The sequence below is a fragment of the Fibrisoma montanum genome, from assembly GCF_003583365.1.
GTDB classification, from domain to species: Bacteria; Bacteroidota; Bacteroidia; order Cytophagales; family Spirosomataceae; genus Fibrisoma; species Fibrisoma montanum.
This window is the reverse complement of the sequence record NZ_QXED01000003.1, coordinates 477962-502062: the sequence shown is the minus strand read 5'-3', so window position 1 is coordinate 502062 and position 24101 is coordinate 477962. Positions and strand designations below refer to the sequence as shown.

25 protein-coding genes are annotated in these 24101 nt (G+C 54.6%); 12 read left to right on the top strand and 13 right to left on the bottom strand.

All coding sequences use genetic code 11. The features are described from left to right. The first annotated feature begins 106 nt into the window (after positions 1 to 106). Genes DYU11_RS12135 through DYU11_RS12120 form a run of 4 tightly spaced genes read left to right on the top strand, consistent with a single transcriptional unit; the run spans position 107 to position 5155 of the window. Complete coding sequence (locus DYU11_RS12135; protein WP_119668315.1) at positions 107 to 3637, top strand: ThuA domain-containing protein; 3531 nt, start codon at positions 107 to 109, stop codon at positions 3635 to 3637. Positions 3638 to 3645: 8 nt separating this feature from the next. Continuing rightward, positions 3646 to 3960: an L-rhamnose mutarotase gene (gene rhaM / locus DYU11_RS12130; protein WP_119667934.1), complete on the top strand. Its 315-nt coding sequence runs from the start codon at positions 3646 to 3648 to the stop codon at positions 3958 to 3960. Between the two features lie 50 nt (positions 3961 to 4010). Then, positions 4011 to 4451: a nuclear transport factor 2 family protein gene (locus DYU11_RS12125; protein ID WP_119667933.1), complete on the top strand. Its 441-nt coding sequence runs from the start codon at positions 4011 to 4013 to the stop codon at positions 4449 to 4451. Between the two features lie 32 nt (positions 4452 to 4483). Beyond that, positions 4484 to 5155 (top strand): NAD-dependent epimerase/dehydratase family protein, encoded by a 672-nt coding sequence (locus tag DYU11_RS12120; RefSeq protein WP_119667932.1) that lies wholly within the window; start codon positions 4484 to 4486, stop codon positions 5153 to 5155. Positions 5156 to 5270: 115 nt separating this feature from the next. Here DYU11_RS12120 and DYU11_RS12115 read toward each other — a convergent pair whose 3' ends face one another. After that, positions 5271 to 6359: a Gfo/Idh/MocA family protein gene (locus tag DYU11_RS12115; RefSeq protein WP_119667931.1), complete on the bottom strand. Its 1089-nt coding sequence runs from the start codon at positions 6357 to 6359 to the stop codon at positions 5271 to 5273. 96 nt (positions 6360 to 6455) lie between these two features. On the opposite strand from DYU11_RS12115, the gene DYU11_RS12110 reads away from it, so the two are divergent. Further along, a complete protein-coding gene (locus tag DYU11_RS12110; protein WP_119667930.1) occupies positions 6456 to 7172 on the top strand; it encodes a pseudouridine synthase in 717 nt (238 codons plus the stop codon). 25 nt (positions 7173 to 7197) lie between these two features. On the opposite strand, the gene DYU11_RS12105 is transcribed toward DYU11_RS12110, so the two are convergent. From DYU11_RS12105 to DYU11_RS12095, 3 genes are all read right to left on the bottom strand, one after another. Further along, on the bottom strand, positions 7198 to 7869 hold the full coding sequence (locus DYU11_RS12105) for a class I SAM-dependent methyltransferase (protein ID WP_119667929.1): 672 nt from the start codon (positions 7867 to 7869) through the stop codon (positions 7198 to 7200). A 217-nt stretch (positions 7870 to 8086) separates the two neighbouring features. Further along, positions 8087 to 8542, bottom strand: a complete 456-nt coding sequence (locus DYU11_RS12100) for a YybH family protein (RefSeq protein ID WP_119667928.1) — start codon at positions 8540 to 8542, stop codon at positions 8087 to 8089. A gap of 75 nt (positions 8543 to 8617) precedes the next feature. After that, positions 8618 to 9292 (bottom strand): YMGG-like glycine zipper-containing protein, encoded by a 675-nt coding sequence (locus DYU11_RS12095; RefSeq protein WP_119667927.1) that lies wholly within the window; start codon positions 9290 to 9292, stop codon positions 8618 to 8620. 286 nt (positions 9293 to 9578) lie between these two features. On the opposite strand from DYU11_RS12095, the gene DYU11_RS12090 reads away from it, so the two are divergent. Together DYU11_RS12090 and DYU11_RS12085 are read left to right on the top strand one after the other, a co-directional pair. After that, positions 9579 to 10559, top strand: a complete 981-nt coding sequence (locus tag DYU11_RS12090) for an SPFH domain-containing protein (protein WP_119667926.1) — start codon at positions 9579 to 9581, stop codon at positions 10557 to 10559. Positions 10560 to 10695: 136 nt separating this feature from the next. Continuing rightward, entirely contained in the window at positions 10696 to 10998 is a 303-nt protein-coding gene (locus DYU11_RS12085; RefSeq protein ID WP_119667925.1) for a hypothetical protein, read from the top strand. A gap of 122 nt (positions 10999 to 11120) precedes the next feature. On the opposite strand, the gene DYU11_RS12080 is transcribed toward DYU11_RS12085, so the two are convergent. Continuing rightward, positions 11121 to 11441: a hypothetical protein gene (locus tag DYU11_RS12080; RefSeq protein ID WP_119667924.1), complete on the bottom strand. Its 321-nt coding sequence runs from the start codon at positions 11439 to 11441 to the stop codon at positions 11121 to 11123. A 215-nt stretch (positions 11442 to 11656) separates the two neighbouring features. Continuing rightward, positions 11657 to 13222, bottom strand: coding sequence for a serine hydrolase domain-containing protein (locus tag DYU11_RS12075; protein WP_119667923.1), 1566 nt, complete (start codon positions 13220 to 13222; stop codon positions 11657 to 11659). Positions 13223 to 13309: 87 nt separating this feature from the next. Here DYU11_RS12075 and DYU11_RS12070 point away from each other — a divergent pair, with 87 nt between their 5' ends. Further along, a complete protein-coding gene (locus DYU11_RS12070) occupies positions 13310 to 13546 on the top strand; it encodes a DUF3820 family protein (RefSeq protein WP_229365788.1) in 237 nt (78 codons plus the stop codon). Positions 13547 to 13568: 22 nt separating this feature from the next. On the opposite strand, the gene DYU11_RS12065 is transcribed toward DYU11_RS12070, so the two are convergent. Beyond that, complete coding sequence (locus tag DYU11_RS12065) at positions 13569 to 14549, bottom strand: GlxA family transcriptional regulator (RefSeq protein WP_119667922.1); 981 nt, start codon at positions 14547 to 14549, stop codon at positions 13569 to 13571. A 167-nt stretch (positions 14550 to 14716) separates the two neighbouring features. Between DYU11_RS12065 and DYU11_RS12060 the strand changes: the two genes are divergently transcribed. Both DYU11_RS12060 and DYU11_RS12055 read left to right on the top strand, forming a co-directional pair. Then, the gene (locus tag DYU11_RS12060) at positions 14717 to 15148 is read left to right on the top strand and encodes a DoxX family protein (RefSeq protein ID WP_119667921.1); all 432 of its coding nucleotides are present in this window, start codon (positions 14717 to 14719) and stop codon (positions 15146 to 15148) included. A 67-nt stretch (positions 15149 to 15215) separates the two neighbouring features. Then, positions 15216 to 15488, top strand: a complete 273-nt coding sequence (locus tag DYU11_RS12055; protein WP_119667920.1) for a hypothetical protein — start codon at positions 15216 to 15218, stop codon at positions 15486 to 15488. On the opposite strand, the gene DYU11_RS12050 is transcribed toward DYU11_RS12055, so the two are convergent. The 3 genes from DYU11_RS12050 to DYU11_RS12040 form a co-directional block, all read right to left on the bottom strand. Then, complete coding sequence (locus DYU11_RS12050; protein WP_119667919.1) at positions 15472 to 17058, bottom strand: serine hydrolase domain-containing protein; 1587 nt, start codon at positions 17056 to 17058, stop codon at positions 15472 to 15474. The two genes, DYU11_RS12055 and DYU11_RS12050, sit on opposite strands and share 17 nt — an antisense overlap. A gap of 131 nt (positions 17059 to 17189) precedes the next feature. Continuing rightward, entirely contained in the window at positions 17190 to 19325 is a 2136-nt protein-coding gene (locus DYU11_RS12045) for a xanthine dehydrogenase family protein molybdopterin-binding subunit (protein ID WP_119667918.1), read from the bottom strand. Between the two features lie 78 nt (positions 19326 to 19403). Further along, entirely contained in the window at positions 19404 to 19868 is a 465-nt protein-coding gene (locus DYU11_RS12040) for a (2Fe-2S)-binding protein (RefSeq protein ID WP_119667917.1), read from the bottom strand. Positions 19869 to 20132: 264 nt separating this feature from the next. Between DYU11_RS12040 and DYU11_RS12035 the strand changes: the two genes are divergently transcribed. Continuing rightward, complete coding sequence (locus DYU11_RS12035; RefSeq protein ID WP_119667916.1) at positions 20133 to 20720, top strand: hypothetical protein; 588 nt, start codon at positions 20133 to 20135, stop codon at positions 20718 to 20720. Positions 20721 to 20957: 237 nt separating this feature from the next. On the opposite strand, the gene DYU11_RS12030 is transcribed toward DYU11_RS12035, so the two are convergent. From DYU11_RS12030 to DYU11_RS12020, 3 genes are all read right to left on the bottom strand, one after another. Beyond that, entirely contained in the window at positions 20958 to 21659 is a 702-nt protein-coding gene (locus DYU11_RS12030; protein WP_119667915.1) for a DUF3431 domain-containing protein, read from the bottom strand. Positions 21660 to 21753: 94 nt separating this feature from the next. Then, complete coding sequence (locus tag DYU11_RS12025; protein ID WP_119667914.1) at positions 21754 to 22335, bottom strand: DinB family protein; 582 nt, start codon at positions 22333 to 22335, stop codon at positions 21754 to 21756. A 114-nt stretch (positions 22336 to 22449) separates the two neighbouring features. Next, positions 22450 to 23043 carry a Crp/Fnr family transcriptional regulator gene (locus DYU11_RS12020; protein WP_119667913.1) on the bottom strand — a complete coding sequence of 198 codons (594 nt, stop codon included), beginning with the start codon at positions 23041 to 23043 and terminating at the stop codon, positions 22450 to 22452. Between the two features lie 288 nt (positions 23044 to 23331). Between DYU11_RS12020 and DYU11_RS12015 the strand changes: the two genes are divergently transcribed. Further along, positions 23332 to 23871, top strand: a complete 540-nt coding sequence (locus DYU11_RS12015) for a hypothetical protein (protein WP_147367929.1) — start codon at positions 23332 to 23334, stop codon at positions 23869 to 23871. Positions 23872 to 24101 lie beyond the last annotated feature (230 nt).

The following is a 24101-nucleotide window of genomic DNA, read 5'->3' as shown; positions in this document are numbered from 1 at the left end:
TATTAACAGAGTGCCTTAAGCTACTGTACCTGTACGGTGGTAAAAACGGGGCATTTTGGCTCTTTTTTACCACCGCAGCATCAAAACCCTCAACTTTTATTACCTCATGAATTGGTTACCGTCTTCGACGAAACCCTGGCTCCGGTTGGTTCTGGCGGCCGGTGCTACCGTTGGCTTATACGCTTGTCTGAGAACCCAGAACGTTGGTACACAAAACGCAGCGTCGTCGACGACAGCGACGGCTCCGGCCGCTCCGCGTCGGGTGCTTGTTTTCTCCCGAACCAAGGGGTACGTCCACGGCTCGATTCCCTATGGCATTGCGGCTATTCAGAAGCTGGGCAGGGAAAATAACTTCCGGGTCGATACAACCAAAAATGCCGCGTATTTCACCGACGACAGCCTGCGAAACTACCAGGCCGTCGTATTTATGAGCACGACCGGTAACGTACTGAATCCCCAGCAGCAGGCGGCTTTTGAGCGGTTTATTCAGGCCGGTGGCGGCTACATGGGTATCCACGCGGCTGCCGATACCGAATACGACTGGCCGTGGTACAACAAGCTGGTAGGCGGCTACTTTGCCAGCCACCCCAGTAACCCGAACGTACGGAAAGCAACCATCGACGTAACCGATAAAAAGCACCCCTCTACCGCGCATCTGCCCGACCGCTGGGAACGTACCGACGAATGGTACAACTACCGCTCGTTCTACGCCGGCCTGAACGTACTGGCAAGTCTGGACGAAAACACTTATGAAGGCGGCACCAACGGCAGCGATCACCCCATTGCGTGGTACCATGAATTCGACGGGGGCCGGGCGTTCTATACCGGCGGTGGGCACGAAAACGCCAGCTACAGCGAGCCGTTGTTTATCAAACACCTGCTGGGCGGACTCAACTACGTTATGGGCAACGGGGAGCCGCTGAACTACAGAAAAGCGTATGCGGTGGTGATGCCGGAAGAAAACCGCTTTGTCAAAACGGTGCTGGTCAACGACCTCAACGAGCCCATGGAGCTGGCCATTGCCGACGAAGGCAGCGGTAAGCCGGGCCGGGTCTTTTTCACCGAACGGAGCGGCAACCTGTCGGTTTATGATCCGGGCACGAACCAGAGCCGGGTGATGCACAAATTTAACGTAACGACGAAGCAGGGCTTTGGTGTGCAGGGCGTAACGGTCGATCCGCAGTTTGCCACCAACCATTTTCTGTACCTGTACTATTCCCCAATGACCGATAAAAATCCGGTTAATTACCACTTGTCTCGGTTTGTCGTCAACGACGATAACACGATTGATCTGGGATCGGAAAAAGTGCTTCTGAAGATTCCGCACGAGTTTGAGGCCAGCGCCCACCACGGCGGGTCGTTTGCCTGGGACAAAGAAGGAAATCTCTACCTCTCGACCGGCGATAACACCAACCCGTTCCCGTCCAACGGCTACGCGCCCATCGACGAACGCCCCGATCACCTGACGCTGGATGCGCAGCGCTCGGCGGCCAATACGAATGACTTACGCGGGAAAGTGCTCCGAATCAAACCCCAGCCCGACGGTACGTATACCATTCCGGACGGCAACCTTTTCCCGAAAGGCACCGAATCGCCGGACCGCGCCCTAACCCGGCCTGAAATTTACACGATGGGGTTGCGGAACCCGTACCGCATTGCCGTCAATCCGAGGTCGTCGGTGCTGTACTGGGGCGAAATTGGCCCGGATGCGGGTAAGGACAGTACCATCGGTCCGCGGGGGTATGATGAGTTCAACCAGGCGAAAAAGCCGGGTAACCACGGCTGGCCGCTGTTTATCGGCAACAGCCAGCCGTATCCGGATCTGGATTATGCGACCAACGCAGCGGGGCCGAAGTTTAACCCCAATACGCCGGTCAACAGTTCGGTGAACAACACGGGCCTGAAGAACCTGCCACCGGCTACGTCGGCCATGATCTGGTACCCGTACGCGGCTTCTAAAGAGTTTCCGGAGCTAGGGCAGGGGGGACGGAGCGCCATGGCGGGTGCGTTTTATACGTACGACCGCAGCTCAACCTCAAGAAGCAAGTTCCCGGACTACTACGACGGGGGCCTGTTCCTGTTCGACTGGATGCGGAACTGGGTGGTAGTGGCCCGGTTTGATCAGAACGAGAACTACCTGCGTACTGAGCCATTTATGGCAACGAACGGTGATTTTCGCCGGCCAATCGATCTGGCTTTCAGTAAAGACGGCGTGATGTTCATGCTGGAATACGGTTCGGTGTATGGGGCTGACAACGACGATGCCCGGCTGGTGAAAATCGAGTACAACACCGGTAACCGAGCGCCCATTGCCCGCGCCGGTGTGGTTGATTCGGTCGCGGTGGCCGAGCGACGCGCCCGGGCGTTTCTTACCTCGGACGGTCGAAACGTACCGCCCGTCAAAGAAGCGGTTGGGCAGGCTCCGCTGCGGGTGAGCTTCAGTGGCAATGGGTCCGATCTGGATCAGGATGATCAGCTGACGTACCAATGGCTGTTTGACGGCAAGACCGTTGGTGCAACCAGCGCCAACGCAACCTATACCTATTCTCAACCCGGTGTGTATACCGCCATTCTGAAAGTGAGCGATCAGACCGGTCTGGTAGGCATGGATACGGTCGTTGTGAAAGTGGGCAACGCCCAGCCGGAAGTCGCCATTACGACGACCGGCAACAAATCGTTTTTCTGGGAAGGAAAGCCGTTCACCTATTCAGTCAAAGTGACTGATAAAGAGGATGCCAAGATTGATCCTAAACGGGTTAACGTATTTTATGCGTACAGTGCCCAGCCGGGGAACGTACCGACCGCCCCACAGCAGGGCCACCAGAATCTGGACGCTATCGGCAACGGATCGCTCGGGAAAACGCTCATTGCTAACAGCGACTGCAAAGCCTGCCATACCATCGACAAGCCATCGGTCGGCCCGACGTTCGTGGCTGTAGCGAGCCGCTACAAAGGCCAGCCGGGCATAACCGAGCGGCTGGCCAAGAAGATCATCGAAGGCGGGGGCGGAAGCTGGAGCAAAGATCACCTCATGAGTGCGCACCCGCAGATTCCGATGCAGGACGCCCAGGAGATGGTGAAATACATCTTCTCCCTGACCGACGAGCAGAAGCGGGTAACCGTACCGCTCCAGGGGGCGCTGGCCCTGAACGAGCACAAAGCCGAAGAGCCCCGCGGTCAGTACACGCTGGTGGCGACCTACACCGACAACGGCGGTAAGGTGGTCGGGCCGCTGACCGCCACCGATGTTGTAACGCTCCGCAGCGCAAAAGTGCGGGCGCTCGATGCCGATGCGTACGTTGGTTTTCCGCGCTGGGGCAACCGCCTGAGTGCCGGTGGGCATAAAGCGTATCTGCTCTACAAAAACATCGACCTGACTGGTATCAAATCGCTCACGTACGACTACTCGTCGCTGAACAAAGACGGCGAGATTGAGCTGCGGCTTGATTCGTTTGCCGGACCCGTAATCAGCCGGACACCCTACAGCACTACAGGCGACTGGAAAACGATGCGGTCCGTAACGGGTGAGCTGGAGAAACCCATTACGGGCAAACACGATGTTTATATCGTGGTGGTCAAACGCACAAAACCGACCAACGAAATCATCCAGCTCAGCAGCATCCAGTTCAATCAATAAGAACCGACATGGAAGAAATTGCCTTTACCATGAAGCTCAGGCCAGGCGTGGAAGCCGAATACAAACGGCGGCACGATGAAATCTGGCCGGAGCTTTCGGCTGCGTTGACCGAGGCCGGTATCCGGGATTATTCCATCTACCTCGACCGAAGCAGCGGTACGTTGTTTGCCGTACAGAAACGGATCGACGGGCATCGGGCCGACGACCTGCCGGCGCTGCCCGTCATGCAGCGGTGGTGGGCCTATATGGCTGATCTGATGGACACTAACCCGGATAATTCGCCGGTGGTTCAGCCGCTGGAACGCGTCTTTCACAGCAACTGATCGAAAACTCTCTGCTCATTCGAATTGAACAAAACCCGTAAATAATCCCCATGAAAGCCCTGAAGCTCCTAACCCTTGCCCTGTTTACTGCTGGTTCACTGGTCATGCTGTCCGGCTCCGGAACCGTTGACGATAAGCAGGCCGTAACACAGGCCGTTGAAAAGCTGCGTAAAGCCATGATCGACCCCGAGAAGGCGACCCTCGAAGCCCTGGTCGCCAATGACCTGAGCTATGGTCATTCGAGCGGGACCATTGAAGACAAAGCCGCATTCGTCGAAGCCCTGGTTAGTGGGGCCTCCGACTTCAAAAGCATCGAGCTAACCGATCAGACGGTAACGGTAGTCGACAATACCGCTATGGTTCGGCATAAGCTTACCGGCGAAACCAATAACAAAGGCGTAGCCGGGCAGGTTAAGCTCGGTGTACTGCTGGTCTGGGTCAAACAAAAAGGCGACTGGAAGCTGCTGGCCCGGCAGGCTTTTAAAATGTAAACTGCCATCGGTCTGGCCGATGGGGCGAACGTATGGAATCGAAAGCAATCAGGGTAATTATCACCGGCGCAACCGGCATGGTAGGCGAGGGGGTACTGCACGAATGCCTGCGGCACCCGGATGTCGAACGGGTGCTGGTCATTAACCGGAAACCCGGTGGCGTATCGCATCCCAAACTGACCGAAGTGCTGCATGCCGATTTTTTCGACGTTTCGGCCATTGAGAATCAACTGGCAGGCTACAACGCCTGCTTTTTTTGTCTGGGCGTTTCGTCGGTGGGGATGAAGGAAGCCGATTATCACCGGCTGACGTATGACCTGACCCAGCACGTGGCCCGTACGCTCGTCCGGCTAAACCCCGACATGACGTTCTGTTACGTATCCGGGGCCGGCACCGACAGCACCGAACAGGGGCGGCTGATGTGGGCCCGGGTGAAAGGTAAAACGGAGAACGCGTTGCTGCAACTGCCGTTCAGAGCTGCGTATATGTTCCGGCCGGGCTTTCTGCGGGCGTCTGAAGGGGCCAGAAACGTGAAGAGCTACTACACCTATCTGGCCTGGCTCTACCCAATCGGCCGGGCGCTTTATCCGGCGGGGTTCTGTACGCTGGAAGAACTTGGCCGGGCCATGATCCACACCGTAACCAAGGGCTACGATAAGCGGGTGCTGGAAGTAAACGATATCGTTCGGCTGGCGGCTGGGTAAGTCGGGGCAAAACTAAAGACGGTAAGTTGATTTTGGGAAATACCCCAAACCCCTGGAGGGCGGCAACGGCCGACCGCCTTCAGGGGTTTGGGGTGTTATACAAACTAGCCGCTTTTTACAACAACACCGGCTGGCCGGTACGGACGGACTCATCGCAGGCGAAAGCTATCTGTAGGCTGTTCACCGCGTCCTGCATGTGATCGGTCAGGTCGAGGTTTTCGCGGATGGCCCGTAGGAAATACCGCTGCTCGCGGTTGCAGAGTTCCTGATGGTCGGGCTCGTCCTGCATATCGATCCACGTATCGGGCTGAACAAACTGGTCATTGGCGGTCAGATCAGCGTAATGTACCCGCAGGGACTCCGTCTTGGTGTGCGCATCGACATTGTCCGACTGACCGGTGGCTCCGGCGTTTTTAGCAACGATGGATACGCAGCCGTTCGGGCCGATTACGTCCTTGACGAAGAAGGCGGTTTCGCTCATCATCGGTCCCCAACCGGCTTCGTACCAGCCCACTGAGCCATCTTCAAACCGGATCTGCAACTGGCCGTAATTGTAATTGTCGGCTGGGATGTCGTTGGTCAGCCGGGCACCGATGGCGTTGACCTGCACGGGTTTCGACCGGGTCATCTGGCACATGACGTCGATATAATGCACCCCGCAGTCGACAATCGGACTCAGGCTCTTCATCAGGTTCCGGTGAACGGTCCACATCTGTCCGTGGCTCTGCTGGTTCAGGTTCATCCGCATCACCAGCGGCTTCCCCATCGTCCGGGCGACCTCCACAAACTTCTCCCACGACGGGTGATGCCGCAGAATGTAGCCAACCACCAGTTTTTTACCGGCTTTCCCGGCGGCCGCGACGACCCGTTTAGCCCCTTCGAGGGTGTCGGCAACGGGCTTTTCAATAAATACGTGGCAACCTTGCTCAAACGCCATGAGCGCAAACGCTTCGTGGGTGTCGGGATAGGTAGAAATGCAGACGGCGTCGGGTTGGGTTTCGGTCAGAGCCGTGGCGTAATCGCTGAATAAGGGATAGCCGCCACCGAGCCGTTCATTCAGAACTTCCTTACTTTTGCCGGTCGAGACAATACCGCAGATCTCGAAGCCATCCAGGGAGTGATAGGCGGCAGCGTGTGAAGCGCCCATATTGCCGCAGCCAACGACAAGAATACGCAGCGATTGTGAGGAATTCGGAATAGACATGCTTATCAGTTGAAATGAACTGCAAAAGTAGTCTTCCAAAAAGAAATAGCTCTGTATCTACCCTGGAACTTGAAACACGGAACCTGACATGTCAACATGATTGTAACCCAACAACTGCCCATTCTGTATCAGTCCGCCGACCTGGTCGCAATCAATAAGCCCCACGGACTGCTGGTGCATCGGTCGCCGATTGCGAGTGATGCCAGCGAATTTGCGGTGCAACGCCTGCGTGACCAGCTTGGGCAGCGGGTGTATCCGGTTCATCGGCTCGACCGCAAAACGGGTGGTGTGCTTCTTTTTGCCTTGAACGAAGCCATGAATGCGGCTATGCAGCAACAGTTTGCCGATGGTCAGGTGGCAAAGACGTATCAGGCCATTGTCCGGGGATACACGCCGGATGAGCAGGTGATCGATTACCCCCTCCGGCGCGACGACGGCGTATTGCAGGCAGCGGTGACCACGCTCCGAACGCTGCGACGAACCGAAATTCCCCTGGCGTTCGGCAAACATGCCACCTCGCGGTATTCACTGGTTGAACTGACGCCCACCACCGGCCGGATGCATCAGCTTCGGAAGCACATGGCCCATATCCTGCACCCCATCATCGGCGATCGTCCCCACGGCTGCAACAAGCAGAACAAGCTCTTTAAGGAACGATTTGCTATGGACACCATGCTCTTGCACGCCGGCCGACTACACTTCCAGCACCCCAGTACGTCGGAGACAGTTACCATCACGGCTCCGTTGCAACCTGAATTTATCCGGATGCTGGAGCTACTGTTTAGTGCCGAATCTGATCAGGGCAATCCATAAGGGATTCTGGGAAACGTAATGTTGGCTACACCCGGGTAGCAACACCAAGGTATTGGTGCACAAAGAAGTTTTCGAACATTCGGCCCGTCAGCGTATTGAATACTTTCACCTTCGTGCTGAATTTGTACTGGGGATGGTAATCAATCGGCATGATTTTTTGTAGTTTCAGTTCCGGCGTTGTCAGCAACTGCACTACATTCTTCCGGCAGAAAAAGCGTAGGTGGGTTTTGTCGAGGATGCCTCCTTTTGGGTCGTACCCAAAATCACCCTGCCCCAAGATTTTGAACATCACTTTGTAGTATCGGATGTTCGGAACGCTGACAATCAGTGAACCGCCTACGTTCAGGTATCTGATGAGTTTGTTAACCACCGACCAGGGATCGACCAGATGTTCAAGCACATCCCCACAAATGACGGTATCGAAATAAGAGTCGGGATAGCCCAGATCTTCCTTTTCGATGTCACAAATAATAAATCTGTCAATGAATGGGTGCTGCTGGTTAGTCGACGGCAGGGCAAACAGATCGACCCCAACCACTTCGGCTGCCAGACCACGTTCCTTAATGGCAACAATCGTATCGCCACCACCGGCCCCAATTTCCAGTACTTTCTGCTGACTCCTGTCCGGCATCAGACTGATTAAGTCCTCGCGAACATTAGTGTAGTAGGTGTTCGCCTTTTCGCTGTAGTACTTCATCTTAGTATAAGTAACGCCATTGAGTATATATTACACATATGCTTTACCGTACTAATAATCAAGTACAATATAGACTGAGCAAGCTCCAGAACAAAAAAAAAGAGCTGGTCTTTTTGTAAATAAATCGTTAAAAATCAGCCTGCTATCTTGTCGTAACGTAAAGTCGACAAAACTAGCAGGCTGATATACTAAGAAATCAAAAAATTGTGGGCTTTGGTTAGTTCTTAGCCCGTACCGGAAGATCTTCCAGTTGAGCGTAACTTAACTTCCAGCTATTGTCCTGGCTTTTCTTCCAGAGCAGAATAAAGTTGCCTTCGCCATAACCCCGTGGTAGGTTGGGGCTGGTAGGGAGCACATCCACCGAGAACGTACCGGCTTCGTAAGCTGTGGTGTTATCCGTTCCCGAGCTAACCACACTGGTTTTCAGCCCGGCCAGGGTCGGCAGGGTTTCCTGCACCCACCGCTTGGATACCTCCGACTTACCGGTAAAGTGAGTTTCCCCTTGCAGGAACTGTACGTCGTCGGCCAGGAAGCTGGTAATTTTATCCGCATCCTTGGCATTCCAGGCACTGATAAATTGCTGGTTGAGCGACTGTATGTTTACGGCCTCTTCCTGTTTCGTGCAGGCGGTCAGCGTGGCCATGATGATCAGAATATTCAGAAAAGCTTTCATCGCATTACTGGTTTGAGTGGATTGACGGGGCAGGGATACCGTATTCCCCGCCCCAAACTGAAATTTATTAAACCGTTACCAACTCTTCCGACGGACCTCCGACGTACTGTAGGCGAAGTTCGAGTCGCCGTAGTATTCGTTCGGCAGGTAAATACCGTCGATCAGGTACGACGTCAGATCGTTGGTCGGCAGGGCCGTAGCGGCACTTTTGGCCACGTCTGCAGCTCTGTAAGCCGGTTTCGGGTTAGCCGCCGTGTACACCCGGTTGCTGTTGGCGCTGGCCAGTTCTCTCGATTCCAGGGCTGCTTCACGTTCGGCGGCCGCCCGTTCGGCCGCGGCTATCCGGGCCTTCTGCTTGTTGTCGATGTGCTTACCGATGGCGTATCCGGCCGCACCGCCCGCAACTCCGCCAATTACGGCACCCACCGCGCGATTCCGCTTGTTGATGATCGCACCGGCCGCAGCGCCGGTTCCGGCCCCAATTGCCGTTCCTTTAGCCTGCGGGCTCCAGCGTTTTTTAGCGTTGCTTTTTGCATAGCCGTATCCGGCCGCCCCGCCAACTACGCCCCCTACGACGGCACCAACGGCGCGATTTTTCTTGTTAATGATGGCACCCGCAGCCGCACCGACACCGGCTCCAACCACCGTACCTTTAGTAGCCGGACTCCAGCCGCGCTGAGCCTGAGCGGAGGTGCCGAACAGGAGGCTGATCAGCAGCATCCAGACGAAACTATATCGAACCGTTTTCATCGCTATGTTTAGTTTAGTGAAACCCGTTTTTTGGTCTTGTCCTGCTAACGCAACGAGCCTGACCCTTTGTTCATTGTTGACCGTTAGATAAAGATGAAACAAAGAGGTTTAACAGATTTTCAAAAATTTTCTAAAATCCTTGCCGATCGTTTAACAGAAACTTTAATACGTTGTATACGTTTTATTTACCGCTTATCCGGACCAGATACCGGTCGCTACCCCGATCCCCATATCGTATCGCCTAATTGTGTACTTTCGATTGTCCTAAACTACTCCCGTATTCACTATGGAATTTACAATCGTATTACTTGTACTGGCGGCTGTTCTGTCTTTCTTCTCGTTCGCAATCGTACAGCAGGGGACCGTGGCCGTTGTTACGGTTTTCGGAAAGTACGCCCGGGTTATGGGACCTGGTCTGAACTTTAAGATCCCATTCATCGAATTCATTTTTCGGCGGATCTCCATTCAGAACCGATCGGTCGAACTGGCATTTCAGGCCATTACGTCCGATCAGGCTAACGTCAACTTTAAGGCGATGCTGGTGTATGCGGTGCTTAATCAGGGCGAGGAGACCATCAAGAACGTAGCGTTCAAGTTTGTCGATGAGCAATCGTTTATGCAGGCCCTCACCCGCACCATTGAAGGCTCAATCCGGAGTTTTGTGGCAACCAAGCGGCAGGCTGAAATTTTATCCCTCCGCTCGGAGATTGTTACGCACGTAAAAGAGCAGCTAGATGGACTGCTCGAAAGCTGGGGGTATCACCTGATCGATCTGCAGATCAACGATATCACGTTCGATGAGGTCATCATGCGGTCGATGGCGCAGGTCGTAGCTTCGTCTAATCTCAAAGCGGCTGCCGAGAACGAAGGGCAGGCCCTGCTGATTACCAAAACCAAGTCGGCCGAAGCAGAAGGCAACGCGATCAAGATTGCGGCCGAGGCCGAAAAAACGGCTTCTCAACTGCGCGGACAGGGGGTGGCGTTGTTCCGGGAGGAGGTTGCCAAGGGAATGGCCGAGTCAGCCAAGGTGATGACCGAAGCCGACCTCGATGCGTCGCTGATCCTGTTTTCGATCTGGACGGAAGCGGTTAAACACTTCGCTGAAAACGGACGGGGTAACGTTATTTTCCTGGATGGCTCGACCGATGGCATGGAAAAAACCATGAAACAGATCATGGCCATCGACAAGCTTAACAACGGACCGAACGGCAACGGTACGGATCTGAACAACGGACGGATCACTACACCCCCACCGGTGATTCGCTGAGGGGTTGACAGGGCATGCATCAGGTGGCAATTCAAACGGGTTGGCTACTACGTCTGGCCGGATAGACAGGACAGGCAGGTCCAAACCATTTTCGGATTGAGTGGTTAATACTGATTCACAAACCACTCAAAATGGTATGGATAAGCTGCAGAAATTTGAACTGATGAATAAAATAGCCCGTGAACTCGAGGACCTGCAAAACAGCCAGACGGTGCTGATGAGTAAGATTGGTCAGATCGAGGTGGATAACATGAACGGACTGAACGACAAATACCTGGAGGAGCATCTGGGCGAAATGCATGCCACGATAGCCAGTAACGTCGATACGATCAGCGAGATTTTTGCGCACTTCGAACAGCAGCGGGACGAGTTCGCTAAAACCAATCAATCGGACATCGAGGCTGCTCAGTCAGCCGCAGCGATTGAATCGGCCAAATAAAATAGACGTAGTCAGTAGCAACAACGCCCGGCAGCTAGCTGCCGGGCGTTGTTGCTTAGAATAGTTTTGCAAGGAGCGATAAGCATATCCCCAGGGCAGACTGATAGGAATCAATTGCCTGATCAATAAAACGAATGAAACACCAGATTATCAATGCTACGCTGCAAAGCTGGTAAATCGCCCAGCCGATCCAGAAGACGATCGTCGATGTGCTCGGGAGGAATGGTGAGTTTGAATCCATCCGTATCGATTACCCAGGCCTGATGAATGCACCACCCCAGCGACTTGAAGGCACTCAGAAACTCAAGGGCATGCTTGAGGTTCGAGACCCGAAATGAACCGTACTGCCAATTTACAGCTACCGCATTTGTGGATTTCTCTGCCTGTAACTGTGGGTTGCTGACCGCAAAATAGAGCATGGGTAAACTAACGGGCGTATCCATGACGAACCACTGGTATAACTAAAAAAAAGGAATTAAAAAAGCGTAGACTGGTGCGGAGAATAAAGTTACATCGATTTATTGACTAATTGGATAGATTAAGTGTGAAAAATGATTAACCGGCCTGAAGGGCTGCCCGTATGAATGGTTTATCAACTAATCAATTTGGTAGCTTACGAACGGTATTCTATACATGTATGCATTGAGCCTGGGCTACGTCAACGCTTTACCTCCCGGAAATCCAGTTGCTGGATTAAGGCCGGATTCTCCGGAGTCAGCGTAAAAAATACATCGATGCTACTTTGTTCGCCTTCCATCACGAAGTGGCCGCGCAACTGGTTCTCGGGGTCGAGCTCACCCACCCGGTGAATTTTTCCGGCTTTGGTAAACAGGGCCTGCACCTCCTTCCGGCGGGTTTCGATGGGGCGGTCAGGGAAAAAGTTTTCGGCAAAAATTCCGCTCTTTTCGGCGTTTGTCCAGTCAGGCATGAGCTTTACCAGTTCGGCCTGGCGCTGTTTCAGCATCGGCGACACGGGTAACCGACGGGGCTTTAGACCGCCAATCGACACCAGCGTATCGAGCACCACTGTGTTGATGCCACCCAGGCCGGCATACGTGAGGTTAGCGTAGGAGATCACCCCGATGCCGTAGTCGGGCAGGATGCGCCACTGGCTGCCAAAGCCCGGTAGCCCACCACTATGGCCGACGTTTACCATACCAGCGCAGTTTTTACCCCAGCCGAGTCCGTAACCATACGCTGTTGTTGTCGGGCAAACTTTACCCGATGCCGATTTGGCATCGGGATACAGTCCCGAAAACTGCCACGGCTGCTGCATTTCCCGGATCGAACTTCGTTTGACTGGCCCGTTATCCGAGTCGCTGCGGGGTGGCCAGGCTGCCTGGTGCAGCGCTACGTACTTGCTAAAATCCTCGATGGAGGTAATCAAACCGCCCATTGCCCCGTAGGAACCATCGTGCAGCAGCGGTTCATCGAGCCAGTTGCCATCCACGTAGCGATACCCGTGCGCGAGCAGGTCGGCCGGTACGTTGCTATACTCCCAAACGGTCTGGTTCATGCCCAGCGGCTTCAGGATAGTTTCCGTAATGTATTGCTGGTAGGGCGTACCGGATACCTTGGTAATGATGTTTCCGAGCATGGCAAACCCCAGGTTACTATACTCGTAAGCAACGCCGGGCGTATTTGAATGGCTCAGTCCGCCCTTGATCAGGTTGATCAGATCAGCGTCTGAATCAGCCAGCTGGCGGTCGCCCCAGGGGTTGTCTTCCGGAAAACCCGCGGAGTGCGTCATCAGGTGACGAATCGTAATCAGGGGGGCATCTGCCGTGAGATACGTCATTTGCTTCACGGCCGGAATGTACTGCTGAACAGGATCATCCAGCCGAAGCTTTCCCTGGTCGCGCAGGTGCAGAATCGCCATGGCCGTCAGGCTCTTGGTCATCGACGCAATCCGGAACAGAGATTTGGGCGTCGCGGGGGTCTTTTTCGCGACGTCGGTGTAGCCGGTGCTGCCGGAATAGACCAGCTTACCGTCTACCACAATGCCGTATGCCAGTCCGGGGAAGTTACGTTTGGCTGCGTGTTCTTTGAACAGCTTATCGATAATCGGGAAAGCGACTTCCAGCTTCTTCAGCCGGTCGGGGTCCATGAAAACGGGCGGTTGGTACGTACTGACGGCCGGTATACCGTTGGGAGCTTTGGGCTGGGCAAAGGCGCAAACCGTGATAAAACAGAGGAGAGAAACGGGTAGAATTCGGTTGATCATGACCTGGAAAATGAACTGCCAAGATAAAGGTTCTGCTGAAAGAAGCCTATCTTGGCAGCCCCGAGTGATGCTTGAAACCTGATTTTTATGGCCGAAAACCTGCCGATGGGCAATCCCGAACTGTTGCTTGAGTTGTTGCGCTACCCAATGCCCTTTGGGAAATACAAAGGTCGGCTGCTCAGGGAACTGCCGATGAGTTACCTGGAATGGTTTGCGCAGAAAGGGTTTCCGCCCGGTAAACTGGGTATGCTGTTGCAAACGCTTTACGAAATCAGGCTGAATGGCTTAGACTACCTGCTTACGGAGCTGGAAAGAAGGCGATGATCCGGGCGGGCCAGCGCAAACCTTACCCAATCAGCACCTCCCGGTTGTATTTCTGGCGGTACTCGATGGGCGAGAGGCCCGTAATCTTCTTGAATGTCAGCCGGAACGCTTTGGGATCGGTGTAGCCCACGCTGTACATGACCTCGTTGACATTGTCGCGGGAGGATTCCAGACTCATTTTGGCTGCTTCGATTTTTACCCGCTGAACGTATTCGACCACCGAGTTGGAGGTTGCTTTCTTAAACCGCCGTTCGAGATTCCGGCGACCAATGGCAAACCGGGACGCCAGCTGATCGACCGTGATTTTCTCTTCAACGTTCTGTTCAATGTATTCCTGGGCTTTTCGGATCGCTTCGTCGCCGTGGTCTTTCTGGCCGTGGAAGATGATGAAGGGTGACTGGCTCTGCCGCTCAATTTCGATCTGGAACGCTTTCGACATAAACACGGCAATCTGCCGGCCGGCGTATTTTTCGATTAGGTACAGGATGAGGTTCAGGTACGAAAACGCGCCCCCGCTGGAATACAGCCCCTGTTCGTCGGTAATGATTTTGTCCTCCACGAGCGTTACGTTGGGGAACAACTGGCGGAACTGCTGCGCGGCCATCCAGTGGGTAGCGCACTGCCGACCGTCGAGCAGACCGGTTGATGCCAGCAGGAAGGCTCCCACGCACAAACTGCCGACTTCCGCGCCTTTCTGGTAGTGCTGGATAATCCATGGAATAAAATCCCGGTTTGCGTCCAGGGTCTTCTGAAGATCACCGTCGAGGGCCGGAACAATGATGAGATCGGTCTTGCGGATGTGCTGAGTAAGGGCATCGGTGAATACGGTGTATTTGCCGCCCGCAACCGGAACCTGCTCGTCGAGCCCAATCAGTTGTACATTAAAAAGAGCGGGTTTACCGATGCTTTTGAGGTATTTGTTGACTTCGGTCAGCACCTGGCGGGGGCCTTCCACACTGCCTAAAACGGCCCCTTGCGGAACCAGAATCGATATGTGTTTCATAGGGTAAATATAACCAAAAACGATGTCGGAAACCACCCCTTTATTGCCGGATTTACCCCCCTTGCTTCACCGGTTGCGGGCTTACCTTTGTCTCACAACAACAGCACGAATGAACGCTTGAACCGAGACCAAACTCGCCATTTTTAAACCATCCAAACAACAATACTATGGAAACGACCCTGCTTCCCGTTGCCGAAAACCTGACTGCACCTATAGTCAAAACGATCAGGATTGCTTACTGGTCACTAACTGGTCTGTTTGCGCTGGCTATGCTTATGGACGGAATTGCCGGAACCGTACAGGAGGAAACCGGTCAGGAGGTTATGCGGCACTTAGGCTACCCGATGTATCTGTTGACCATTTGTGGTATTGCCAAAATTCTGGGTGTTGCAGCGCTGCTACAAACCAGGTTTCAGACCATCAAAGAGTGGGCCTACGCCGGGTTTACCATCAACTTTATCGGCGCTTTTGCATCCAGGGCGTTTGTGGGTGACCAAGCAGGCCTGCTGATTCCACCCCTCGTCATGCTTGCGGTGCTGTTTCTGACCTATTTCGTCTGGAAGCGGTATTCGCAAAGCAACGCGAAGTATACCGATTGATGGAGCATTGCCCCGGGGGCCTGAAACCGATCAGGCTCCCTATTGCCGGCACGTATCAAGAGGTAGTATGGTAGAAGTATTCAAAACCAACGTTCGTGACCCGAAACGGGCCCGTGCGCTGCTTGACCAGATTCACGGGACCTTTATCGGGTATACCGCCAGCTTCGACCTGGAAGACTGCGACAACATTCTGCGTGTGGCGTGTGCAACACGATCCATCAATGTCGCGACGTTACGCGGTTTTCTGGGACAACTGGGCTGTGAGGCTGAGGTGCTGCCCGACGATGTTCCGCCCGCACCGCTTCCTGGGGCTGACTGGCATCTTACTCCTTCTGCGTAACCGCCTGCACCTGACGTTTACCCCGCAGCGTTGGGCGCGGGTCTTTGGATTTATTCACCTGGGATAAGCTGCTGGCAAAAGTCACGGTCAGGCTGTCGTCGTCGAAGCGGCAGGTAACCGAATCGTAGTGGGCCGTTTCGATGAAACGCCAGGTCATTTCAAACGTATTGGCATCTTTCCACGTACCACTGCAGGCCACGCGTGATTTCGTTTCGCCGGGTACGGGCGTTTTGGCCAGTTTCAGGGGCATGGCCGAGAAGGTTGTTTCGCCTTCGGTCCAGCGGTTGATGCCGCACGTCACCTGATGGTCACCCTGATCGTTGCGGAGTTTGAAGATACAGCCGTCCTTGCCGAAAGTCAGGGAGGCCGACCGGGCCTTAAACGTATTGTCGTCGAAGTTATAGGTCTGACCGCTGATTTTAGTCGCGGTTGGCGATGCGGATTCGACGACCGGCGGAGCCAGGGCAAGCTTGTTGAGCCGTTGCTTCAGCGCATCGGTGGCCATCCGGTCGGCAGACAGACCCGTGCCCCGAAGCGCGGGCAGGATGTGGTTCCAGACTTCATTGAGAATGGCCTGCATGTTCGAGGTTTCCGAGGTAATGGCAATCACGGCATCCTCCCCGGGGAGCACGATGCAGTACTGTCCGAAGGCACCGTCGCCCCGGTAGGCGTCGTGGCGGCACCGCCAGAACTGGTAGCCATAACCCTGCAGCCAGTCGCTGTTCGCCCGGTCGGTGCCAGGCTGTAGAATCTGCTGACTCGTAGCATCGTTGACCCAGGCTTCCGGCAGAAGCCGCTTTCCGTTCCAGACGCCTTTTTGCAGGTAGAGCTGACCGAACCTGGCAATGTCTTCCGTACGTACCCGTAGGCCCCAGCCGCCCGTGTTAATGCCCCTCGGGTCCACTTCCCAGTCGGCACCTTCGATACCCAGCGGGGCAAACAGACGCGGTTTCAGATACGTTATCAGGGGCTGACCAGTTACCTGCTGGACAATAGCCGACAACATATACGTAGCCAGGCTATTGTACACAAAATGAGTTCCTGGTTTATGGTCGACCGGGTGAGCCAGAAAGTCGCGAGCCCAGTTGTCTGACTGTGGACGCGGCTCCTTATCATGACCGGTGCTCATCGTCAGTAAATCCTTTACCCGCATGGCTGCGAGGTTGTCACTAACGGTTTCGGGTACATCGGCTTTGAAGAACGAAACAACCGTATCGTTGACCGACAGTTTTTTCTCCGCAACCGCCAGCCCGACGGCCGTGGACGTAAAGCTTTTGCTAAGTGAATACAATGTATGTTTAAGCTGGGGTGCATAGGGTGCCCACCAGCCTTCGGCCACCACCTGACCGTGCCGCAGCACCATCAGGCTGTGCAGGTTCAGGTTGGCCGATTCAACGGCGTTGACAAAATCGAGTAAGCCGCCCGAAGCAACGCCCTGTTTTTCCGGAGTACTGCGGGGCAGCCTGACCGACCGGGAGGGGATGGCCCAAAGGTCGCTGGAGGTGGCTATGCCGAGACCAGCGGCACCAAAACCAAGTTGCTTGAGGAAAAGTCGGCGATTGAGCTGCATCTGGATAAACGATATCGATGTTGAGTAAAGAACAGCCCAGGTTGGTTATACTGCTTTGCAGTGGTAGCGATACAAAGAAGCGGGCCGGAGTTGTTGAACTCCGGCCCGCCTGATAGTACGTAGACTGGTTGCTACGAAACGCCTTTAAACACATCCTCCTCCACAAATGGCTGATTGCGCAGCCGCTTGCCCGTGGCTTTGAAAATGGCATTGGCTACGGCCGCCCCCGCCGGTGGCAGCGCCGGTTCGCCAAGGCCGGTCGGATCGATGGTGTTTTCGACAAAATGCACCTCCACCTGCGGAATCTCGCTCAGGCGAATCAGGCGGTAGGTATCGTAGTTCTTCTGATCGGGAACACCTTCCTTGAAGGTCAGGTTGCCGTACATGGCGTGGCCGATGCCATCCACAATACAGCCGGTTACTTGCTGCCGGGCTCCGCTTTGGTTGATGACCACCCCGCAGTCGGCGGCCGCGTAGACCTTCTGCAGAACGGGTTTGCCCTGCTTCATCACTACCTCGCCGATTTGCGCTACGTAGGACCGGTGCGAGAAATAGACGCTGAAACCCTGCGAAACGCCTTTCTTCTTGCCCCACTCGGCTTTTTGGGCAGCCAGTTCAATCACACCCCGCATGCGGTCGATGTCGTATTTAATGGCGCCCGTCGGCTTTTGTTTGGCTTTGTTCAGGAGATCCAGACGGAACTGCACGGGGTCCTTACCCGCTGCCTGGGCTACTTCATCGAGAAACGACTGCTCGGCAAAGGCCAGGAAGTTGGTGATGGGTGCCCGCCACGCACCCGTCGTGATGGGGGATTTGTGTTCGACACTGTCAATAAGCAGGTTTTCGACGGCTCCGGCGGGAAAATTGTCTTCGCGGGTTGAGTTGCCGGAGTTGATGCCGACCCCCCGCAGCTTGTAGCCAATGAGGTTGCCCTGGGCATCCAGTGCCGCGTCGAAGCGGTAGCGAACCGCCGGCCGGTAGCTGCCCCCGGTCATATCGTCTTCGCGCGTCCAGATCAGCTTCACCGGTGCGTTGACCAGTTTCGACACCTGAACGGCTTCGATCACGTAGTCGGCTTTGAGCCGCCGGCCAAAACCGCCACCCATGCGCGTAAGCTGCACGGTAACTTTATCGGGTGAGATCCCGAGCAGCTTGGCCGTTTCGTTGCGGGCCAGCTCGGGGGTTTGCGTAGGACCAACCAGTTCAACACCGTCCGGCCGGACATGCGCAAAGAAGTTCATCGGCTCCAGCGGGCTGTGGGGCAGGAACGGGCACTGAAACTCGGCCGACACAACCTTGGCCGCCGATTTGAAGGCCGCGTCGACATCGCCGTCTTTCCGTCGAACGGTCGCTTCTTTGCTGTCGAGCAGTTCTTTGAACAGTCGGTTATGATCGGTGGTACTTTCGAGGTTATCGGCTTTTTCCCACTCGATCTTCAGCGCGTCCTTCGCCTTTTTAACCTGCCAGGTCGATTTCCCGACAACGGCTACGTTGTTGTCGTAGGTCACGACGTTGACAATGCCGGGCATGGCTTTGGCCGCGGCCGCATCGACGGACTTGAGTTTGTAGCCAAAAGCCGGGCGCTGAATCATGGCAAACAGCATCCCCTCGCGGTAGAAATCCAGACCGAACTGGGGTTTGCCGGTGATGATTTTCGGGTTATCAACGTTTTTGATCGTCGTCCCGATCAGCTTAAACTCTTTGGGGTCTTTCAGCGTAACATCAGCCGGAACGGTCAGTTTCGACGCTTCGGTGGCGAGCTCACCGTAACTCAGCTTCCGGTTGCTGGCCGTATGCAGCACGTAGCCTTTGTCGGTGGTGCATTCGGCGATCGGTACGTTCCAGCGTTTGGCAGCTGCTTCGGTGAGCATCTGCCGTGCCGTAGCGCCGGCTTTCCGTAGCCGCTGCCACGAGTGCGGAATCGAGCCGCTGCCGCCGGCCACCTGCCGTTCAAATTTCTTGGTATCGAGCGGGGCCTGCTCAACAATGACCTTGGTCCAGTCGGCGTCCAGTTCTTCAGCGACAATAATCGGGAAGGCGGTTTTGATCCCCTGGCCGACCTCCGGGTTAGGTGACAGGATGGTGATAAGGCCCTGCGGACTGATGGACAGGTAACTGTTGAAGTCAACACCAGGTACGGCAGCCGCTCCGGCCGCATCGACCACCGCCGTAGTTGCGGCTTCCGACTCTGTCCAGTTAAAACCCAGCAGCAGGCCGCCCCCGGCCGCTGCGGCTATTTTCAGAAAATCACGTCTTGTTGCGGTCATGAGGAGAATAGTTCTTGGTTCGGTGTTTGTCGTCAGCAACTGATGAACATCAGGTAGCCGCTAACCACAAACGTCGAACTATTTAACACCTTTCGTGGAGGCTACTTTCACGGCTTCCCGGATGCGGTGGTACGTGCCGCAACGGCAGATGTTGCCGGTCATCGTGGCGTCAATTTGTTCCGTAGTTGGTTTCGGCGTGCGCTTGAGCAGGGCGGCCGCGGTCATGATCTGCCCCGCCTGGCAATAGCCACACTGCGGAACATCTACTTCGTTCCACGCCTGCTGAACCGGGTGGGTACCGTCTTTCGACAGCCCTTCGATCGTTGTAACTTTACCGGTGCCAATGGCCGAAACCGGCAATACACAGGAGCGCACAGCTTCGCCGTTCAGGTGAACCGTGCAGGCGCCACATTGGGCAATGCCGCAGCCATATTTGGTGCCAACCAGCCCGAAGTTGTCGCGAAGCACCCACAGCAGCGGGGTGTCAGGGTCCACATCGGCCTGATAATCACGGCCGTTGATTTTTAACTTAAACTGGGACATGGGTATGGGGTTATCGAACAGAATATCACGTATTAAAGCCCAAGTTTACTAAAATTTACCCAGATCGTAGAACCAAAGGCTGGGAAAGTCGATCAGGTTACAAAATATGGCCTGCCCGTCGGTCAGACCCGCTTTAGCTGCACCTCTCAAATTGTTTTCGTGAGACCGCTACCTAATAAATCTATAGTTTTTAAAGACTTTATTCCGCCAGGATAGTTAAAAAGATGTACAAGTAATCATTGATACGTTCTAATAGCTCAAATTATGAAAAAGGTAGTAGTAGCCGGCGCCCTGTTGATGGCCATCGCCACGTTCAGCGCCAACGCACAGACAACGAATTCAGGTAATACAGGCACGACCGGATCGGGAACCACCGGTTCAGGGTCTACGTATGGTACGCAGGGGTCTACCCAGCAAAGCACCCAGAGCGGTACGACCGGCACGACGACTAATTCAACCTACGGCACCCAGGGGACGCAGGGAACCACCGGCACGACCGGTACGACCGGCACAGGGTCTACGTATGGAACGCAGGGCTCACAGGGCACACAGGGCACCACCTATGGTACGCAGAGACAGGGAACCACCGGCACCGTGAATGGTACGACCGGCACAACCAGTGGGACAACCGGTACGATGAATAATTCTGGAACGACGTATGGCACCCAGGGTACGACCGGTACGGGGTCAACATATGGTACGTCGGGTAGCAGCACAACAAGCCCGTCGAATACACAACAACGGCAAAGCCGCAGAGATCGTCGGAACAACTCCACCAACAACAGTTCCAGCGGTACAAGTACTAGCGGCAGCAGCACCAGCGGCAGCACGACGACTCCCCCCCGGAAGTAGGCGTCTGTTAACCTGTTCAGGAAGTGAAACCGCCGGACAACCAGGTGTTGTCCGGCGGTTGTTTAAAATACCAGTACAATCGCTCGGTACAATGCCGGCGATCGCGGTTTCCATCACTAAAAGGAGACTGCCCGAATAATACCCGTTTGTATAATTTGTCTATCAAACAAGCTCACCGGTTGGCCTTGCTGACCGGTTGACTTTGTGAATAGACCCTGCCATTTTACCGGGCTGTTCTCAATGGTTTGAGGTTTCCTGCTCTACTTTTCGAACGGGTTTCAGATACACCGTCAGGCGGCCATTGAGCCAGACGGGGTCGATGCCAACAACCCCCAGCACCCGGTCCCAGGTACGTTCAAAGCAATGAGCCGCATCCGGAAACGTAACGGTCAGTTCCAGAGCCCGTTCGTAAAAAGCCACGCTCCGCTGCCGGATTACGTCCCGATGCACCGCAAACTGCGCCCCGAGCACAAACGAATATAAACCGGGGCCTTCGCTGCCAAACAGCGCCCGGTGAAACCCCCGGATGTCCAGTCCGCGCTGATCGTCATTCTTGCTCCATTGCCGGAATAAGCGTTCGCCCTGGTCGTCGTCGGTATCGATGATGTGGCCCAGCCAACGGAAAGAGCCGATATCGGCGGGATTCGCGGCAAACGCCCGCAGCTGGTGGTGAAAATCGTAGGCATGATCAAACGGTTTCCCCTGGCAGAAAACCGTCCACTCGGCCAGGCTGTCATAGCGGGTAACGAGGTGATGCAGGTACGTATGAGCCTCCCGGCCGACATTAGGCAACGGAACAGCACCGGGGTAGGGGTCTCGCTCGTGCTTATCGTACACCGTTATCTGCACCGTTTTCGGCACTTTGCGCAGCCAGTTCAGTGGCTCGTGGTATCGGGCGACAACTAATTCTATCGGAAAACGGGCGGCTGAAGCGTTCATGTACAAAGCAAACAGAAGAGTAAACGTCCGCGATGGCCAGGCGGTTTAAACGAATGGGGTAAGGTGCTCGTGCCTGTACCGTTCAAACTAACGCTTAGCTTACCTGAAACGTGTGCAGAACGCGCTGGGCCTGAAGCAGATGCCGCTGTTCATGCACAACGACAAACCGCAGCACATCCCCCAGGCTGAGCCGAATCCAGCGGGTCAGGGAAATCGGAATCTTCAGACGGCCAATGTCCACGTGCTGGGCCTGTTGCAGCAAATCCCATAAGTGCTCCTGCTGTTGAATGCACTCAAGCCGAACGGTCTCCGGATTCAGGTTGGAGGCAGGCCGGTGTTTGGCGGCTGCTTTATACCGGGCTCCAGTTTTACCCTCAGCCGGTGGTTCCATCATCCGTACAAAGTAATCGCCCAGCCAGCTGCTGTCGAACGTCGGTGTAGCCAAACGCTGCCGCTGCTCACCGTCCCGGATGGCCAGTGCAATACGGGGTACATAGTAGCGGCTGTAGGTGTTGAGGTGTTCGAGGCATTCGGCAATGCTCCATTGTGCCGGGTCGGGCCGTAGCAGCAGTTCAGCGGCCGAAAGCGAGCCAAATTCATAATCAATGGTTTGACGAACTGTGTTCACATCGTCGGCGAGTTGCCAAAGTAATAGCTGACTTGAATACTGAGTCATACGGGTTGCTGGTTGATGGGGCAAACCTACACGATGGCGTAATCGGGAATCTTGGTCCAGGCCAAGATTTTGATGGCTGGCGGAAATCTTTCGAACAAAGCTATGGCGGAGCGGCTATAGTTTTACCGATGCCAGGAGTTTGCTGAACGTAGCCGGGTCGAGGCCTAGGTACGACGCCAGGTATTTATGGGGAATCAGTTGCAGCACGTGCGGGCTGCGGGTCAGCAACCCCCGAAACTTTTCCTCAGCGCTGAAGGTCAGGATGTCGACGTACCGTTCGAGCAGGCCCGATAGAGCCCCGGCCGTAGCGAGTCGCCCCCAGCGCTCCAGCGAGGGATGCCGCTCCATAAGGTCCGAGAAATCACCAAACGACAGTCGGAGCATGCGGCTGGCGGTCAGTGTTTCGAGGTAAAAGCGCGACGGTTGCTGGAGTTGAAACGAATCGGCAATGCCTGAAAACGTCCGGGCGTACGAAAAAAGCAACGTAGCCTCCCGGGTGTTTTCTCCAATGTGATATATACGCTGTAGTCCATCCAGCACAAAATAAACGTACCGTTCAACCTCACCGGCGGCTGTTATGACTTCCTTACGTTTATACGAAACCGGTTGCCAGCCGGCCGCAAAGTCGTTCCATACCGGCTCGGTCAATGGCATCACTCGGTAAACAGCTTCCCGAAGTATATTCAATTCGGCTACATCCTGATGCATAGGCTTATAAACGCAAGGTACCTGCGAAAAAGTTGTTGTCCGTCATTCAGGCAAGTGTTTCTTTTATAGAGAAAAGTATCGAATCAAACTTTTTTGGATTGTCTGTAAAGTCAGGATGAGTGTGGTTAAAATTCGTTAAATTGAGAAAAAGTCAGAATTAAATGGCGGGTAAATGAGTTTTTACATTAGATTGCATAGAAGATGAATCAGGGACTTGGTTGCGAAATAATACGCAGCCACAACGGGGTTCCTGCCGATCAGAACCGTACTCACAAAACTTGTACCGTAATGAAAACTATAGAAATGAATATCGACGCTTTGTGTCGGTATAAATTGACGCCTAATCAGTACCTGCTGTTGTTTCTGATTCATTCCCGTCAGTACGCTACCATGTATAAATTTGGCCAGGAAGGGCCGGGTTTTACCGCCGAAGAGATTGGTGAACTGGTAGATCGCGGTTTCCTGCTGAACCTGAACAAATCGGGTTATTACTACGTCGATCTGTTCGTGCTGACCGACGAGGTCCGCGCCGATCTGTTCGAGCCGGATCGCGAGAAAGCAGCCCTGGAGTTCTGGAATACGTATCCCATTCTGATCCGTGACTCCACCACCGGCCAGGGCTGTTCGCTGCTCGCTACCGATAAACAGCGGTTCCTGGCCGACTATTACACGAAAGTGGGGTATTCAGCGGATCAACACGCCCGCGTCATGGAAGCCCTGCACTACGCCATCGATCACGACCTGATTGATATACCCCTTCGCGACTGGTTCGACTCGGAGCAGTGGACGCTGCTGCTGGAAGTAAAAGACCTACAAACTACTGCCTGACTTTGAGCCTTAAACGAGATGAGCCGGACTGAATCAGGCTCATCTCGTTTAAGGCTCAAAGTCAGGCAGTCAATCCAACCATCCTGACGACTAAACGACAAATAATTAGGAATGCGGGTAAAATCATTACCGTCAAAATGGCCGCCTAGAACCACGTATTCAACCCCTTCTTCGTTGAATAGGTGTGCCCGGCTGCGTCTGAATGACAAAAAACACGTTCAGATTGAAAG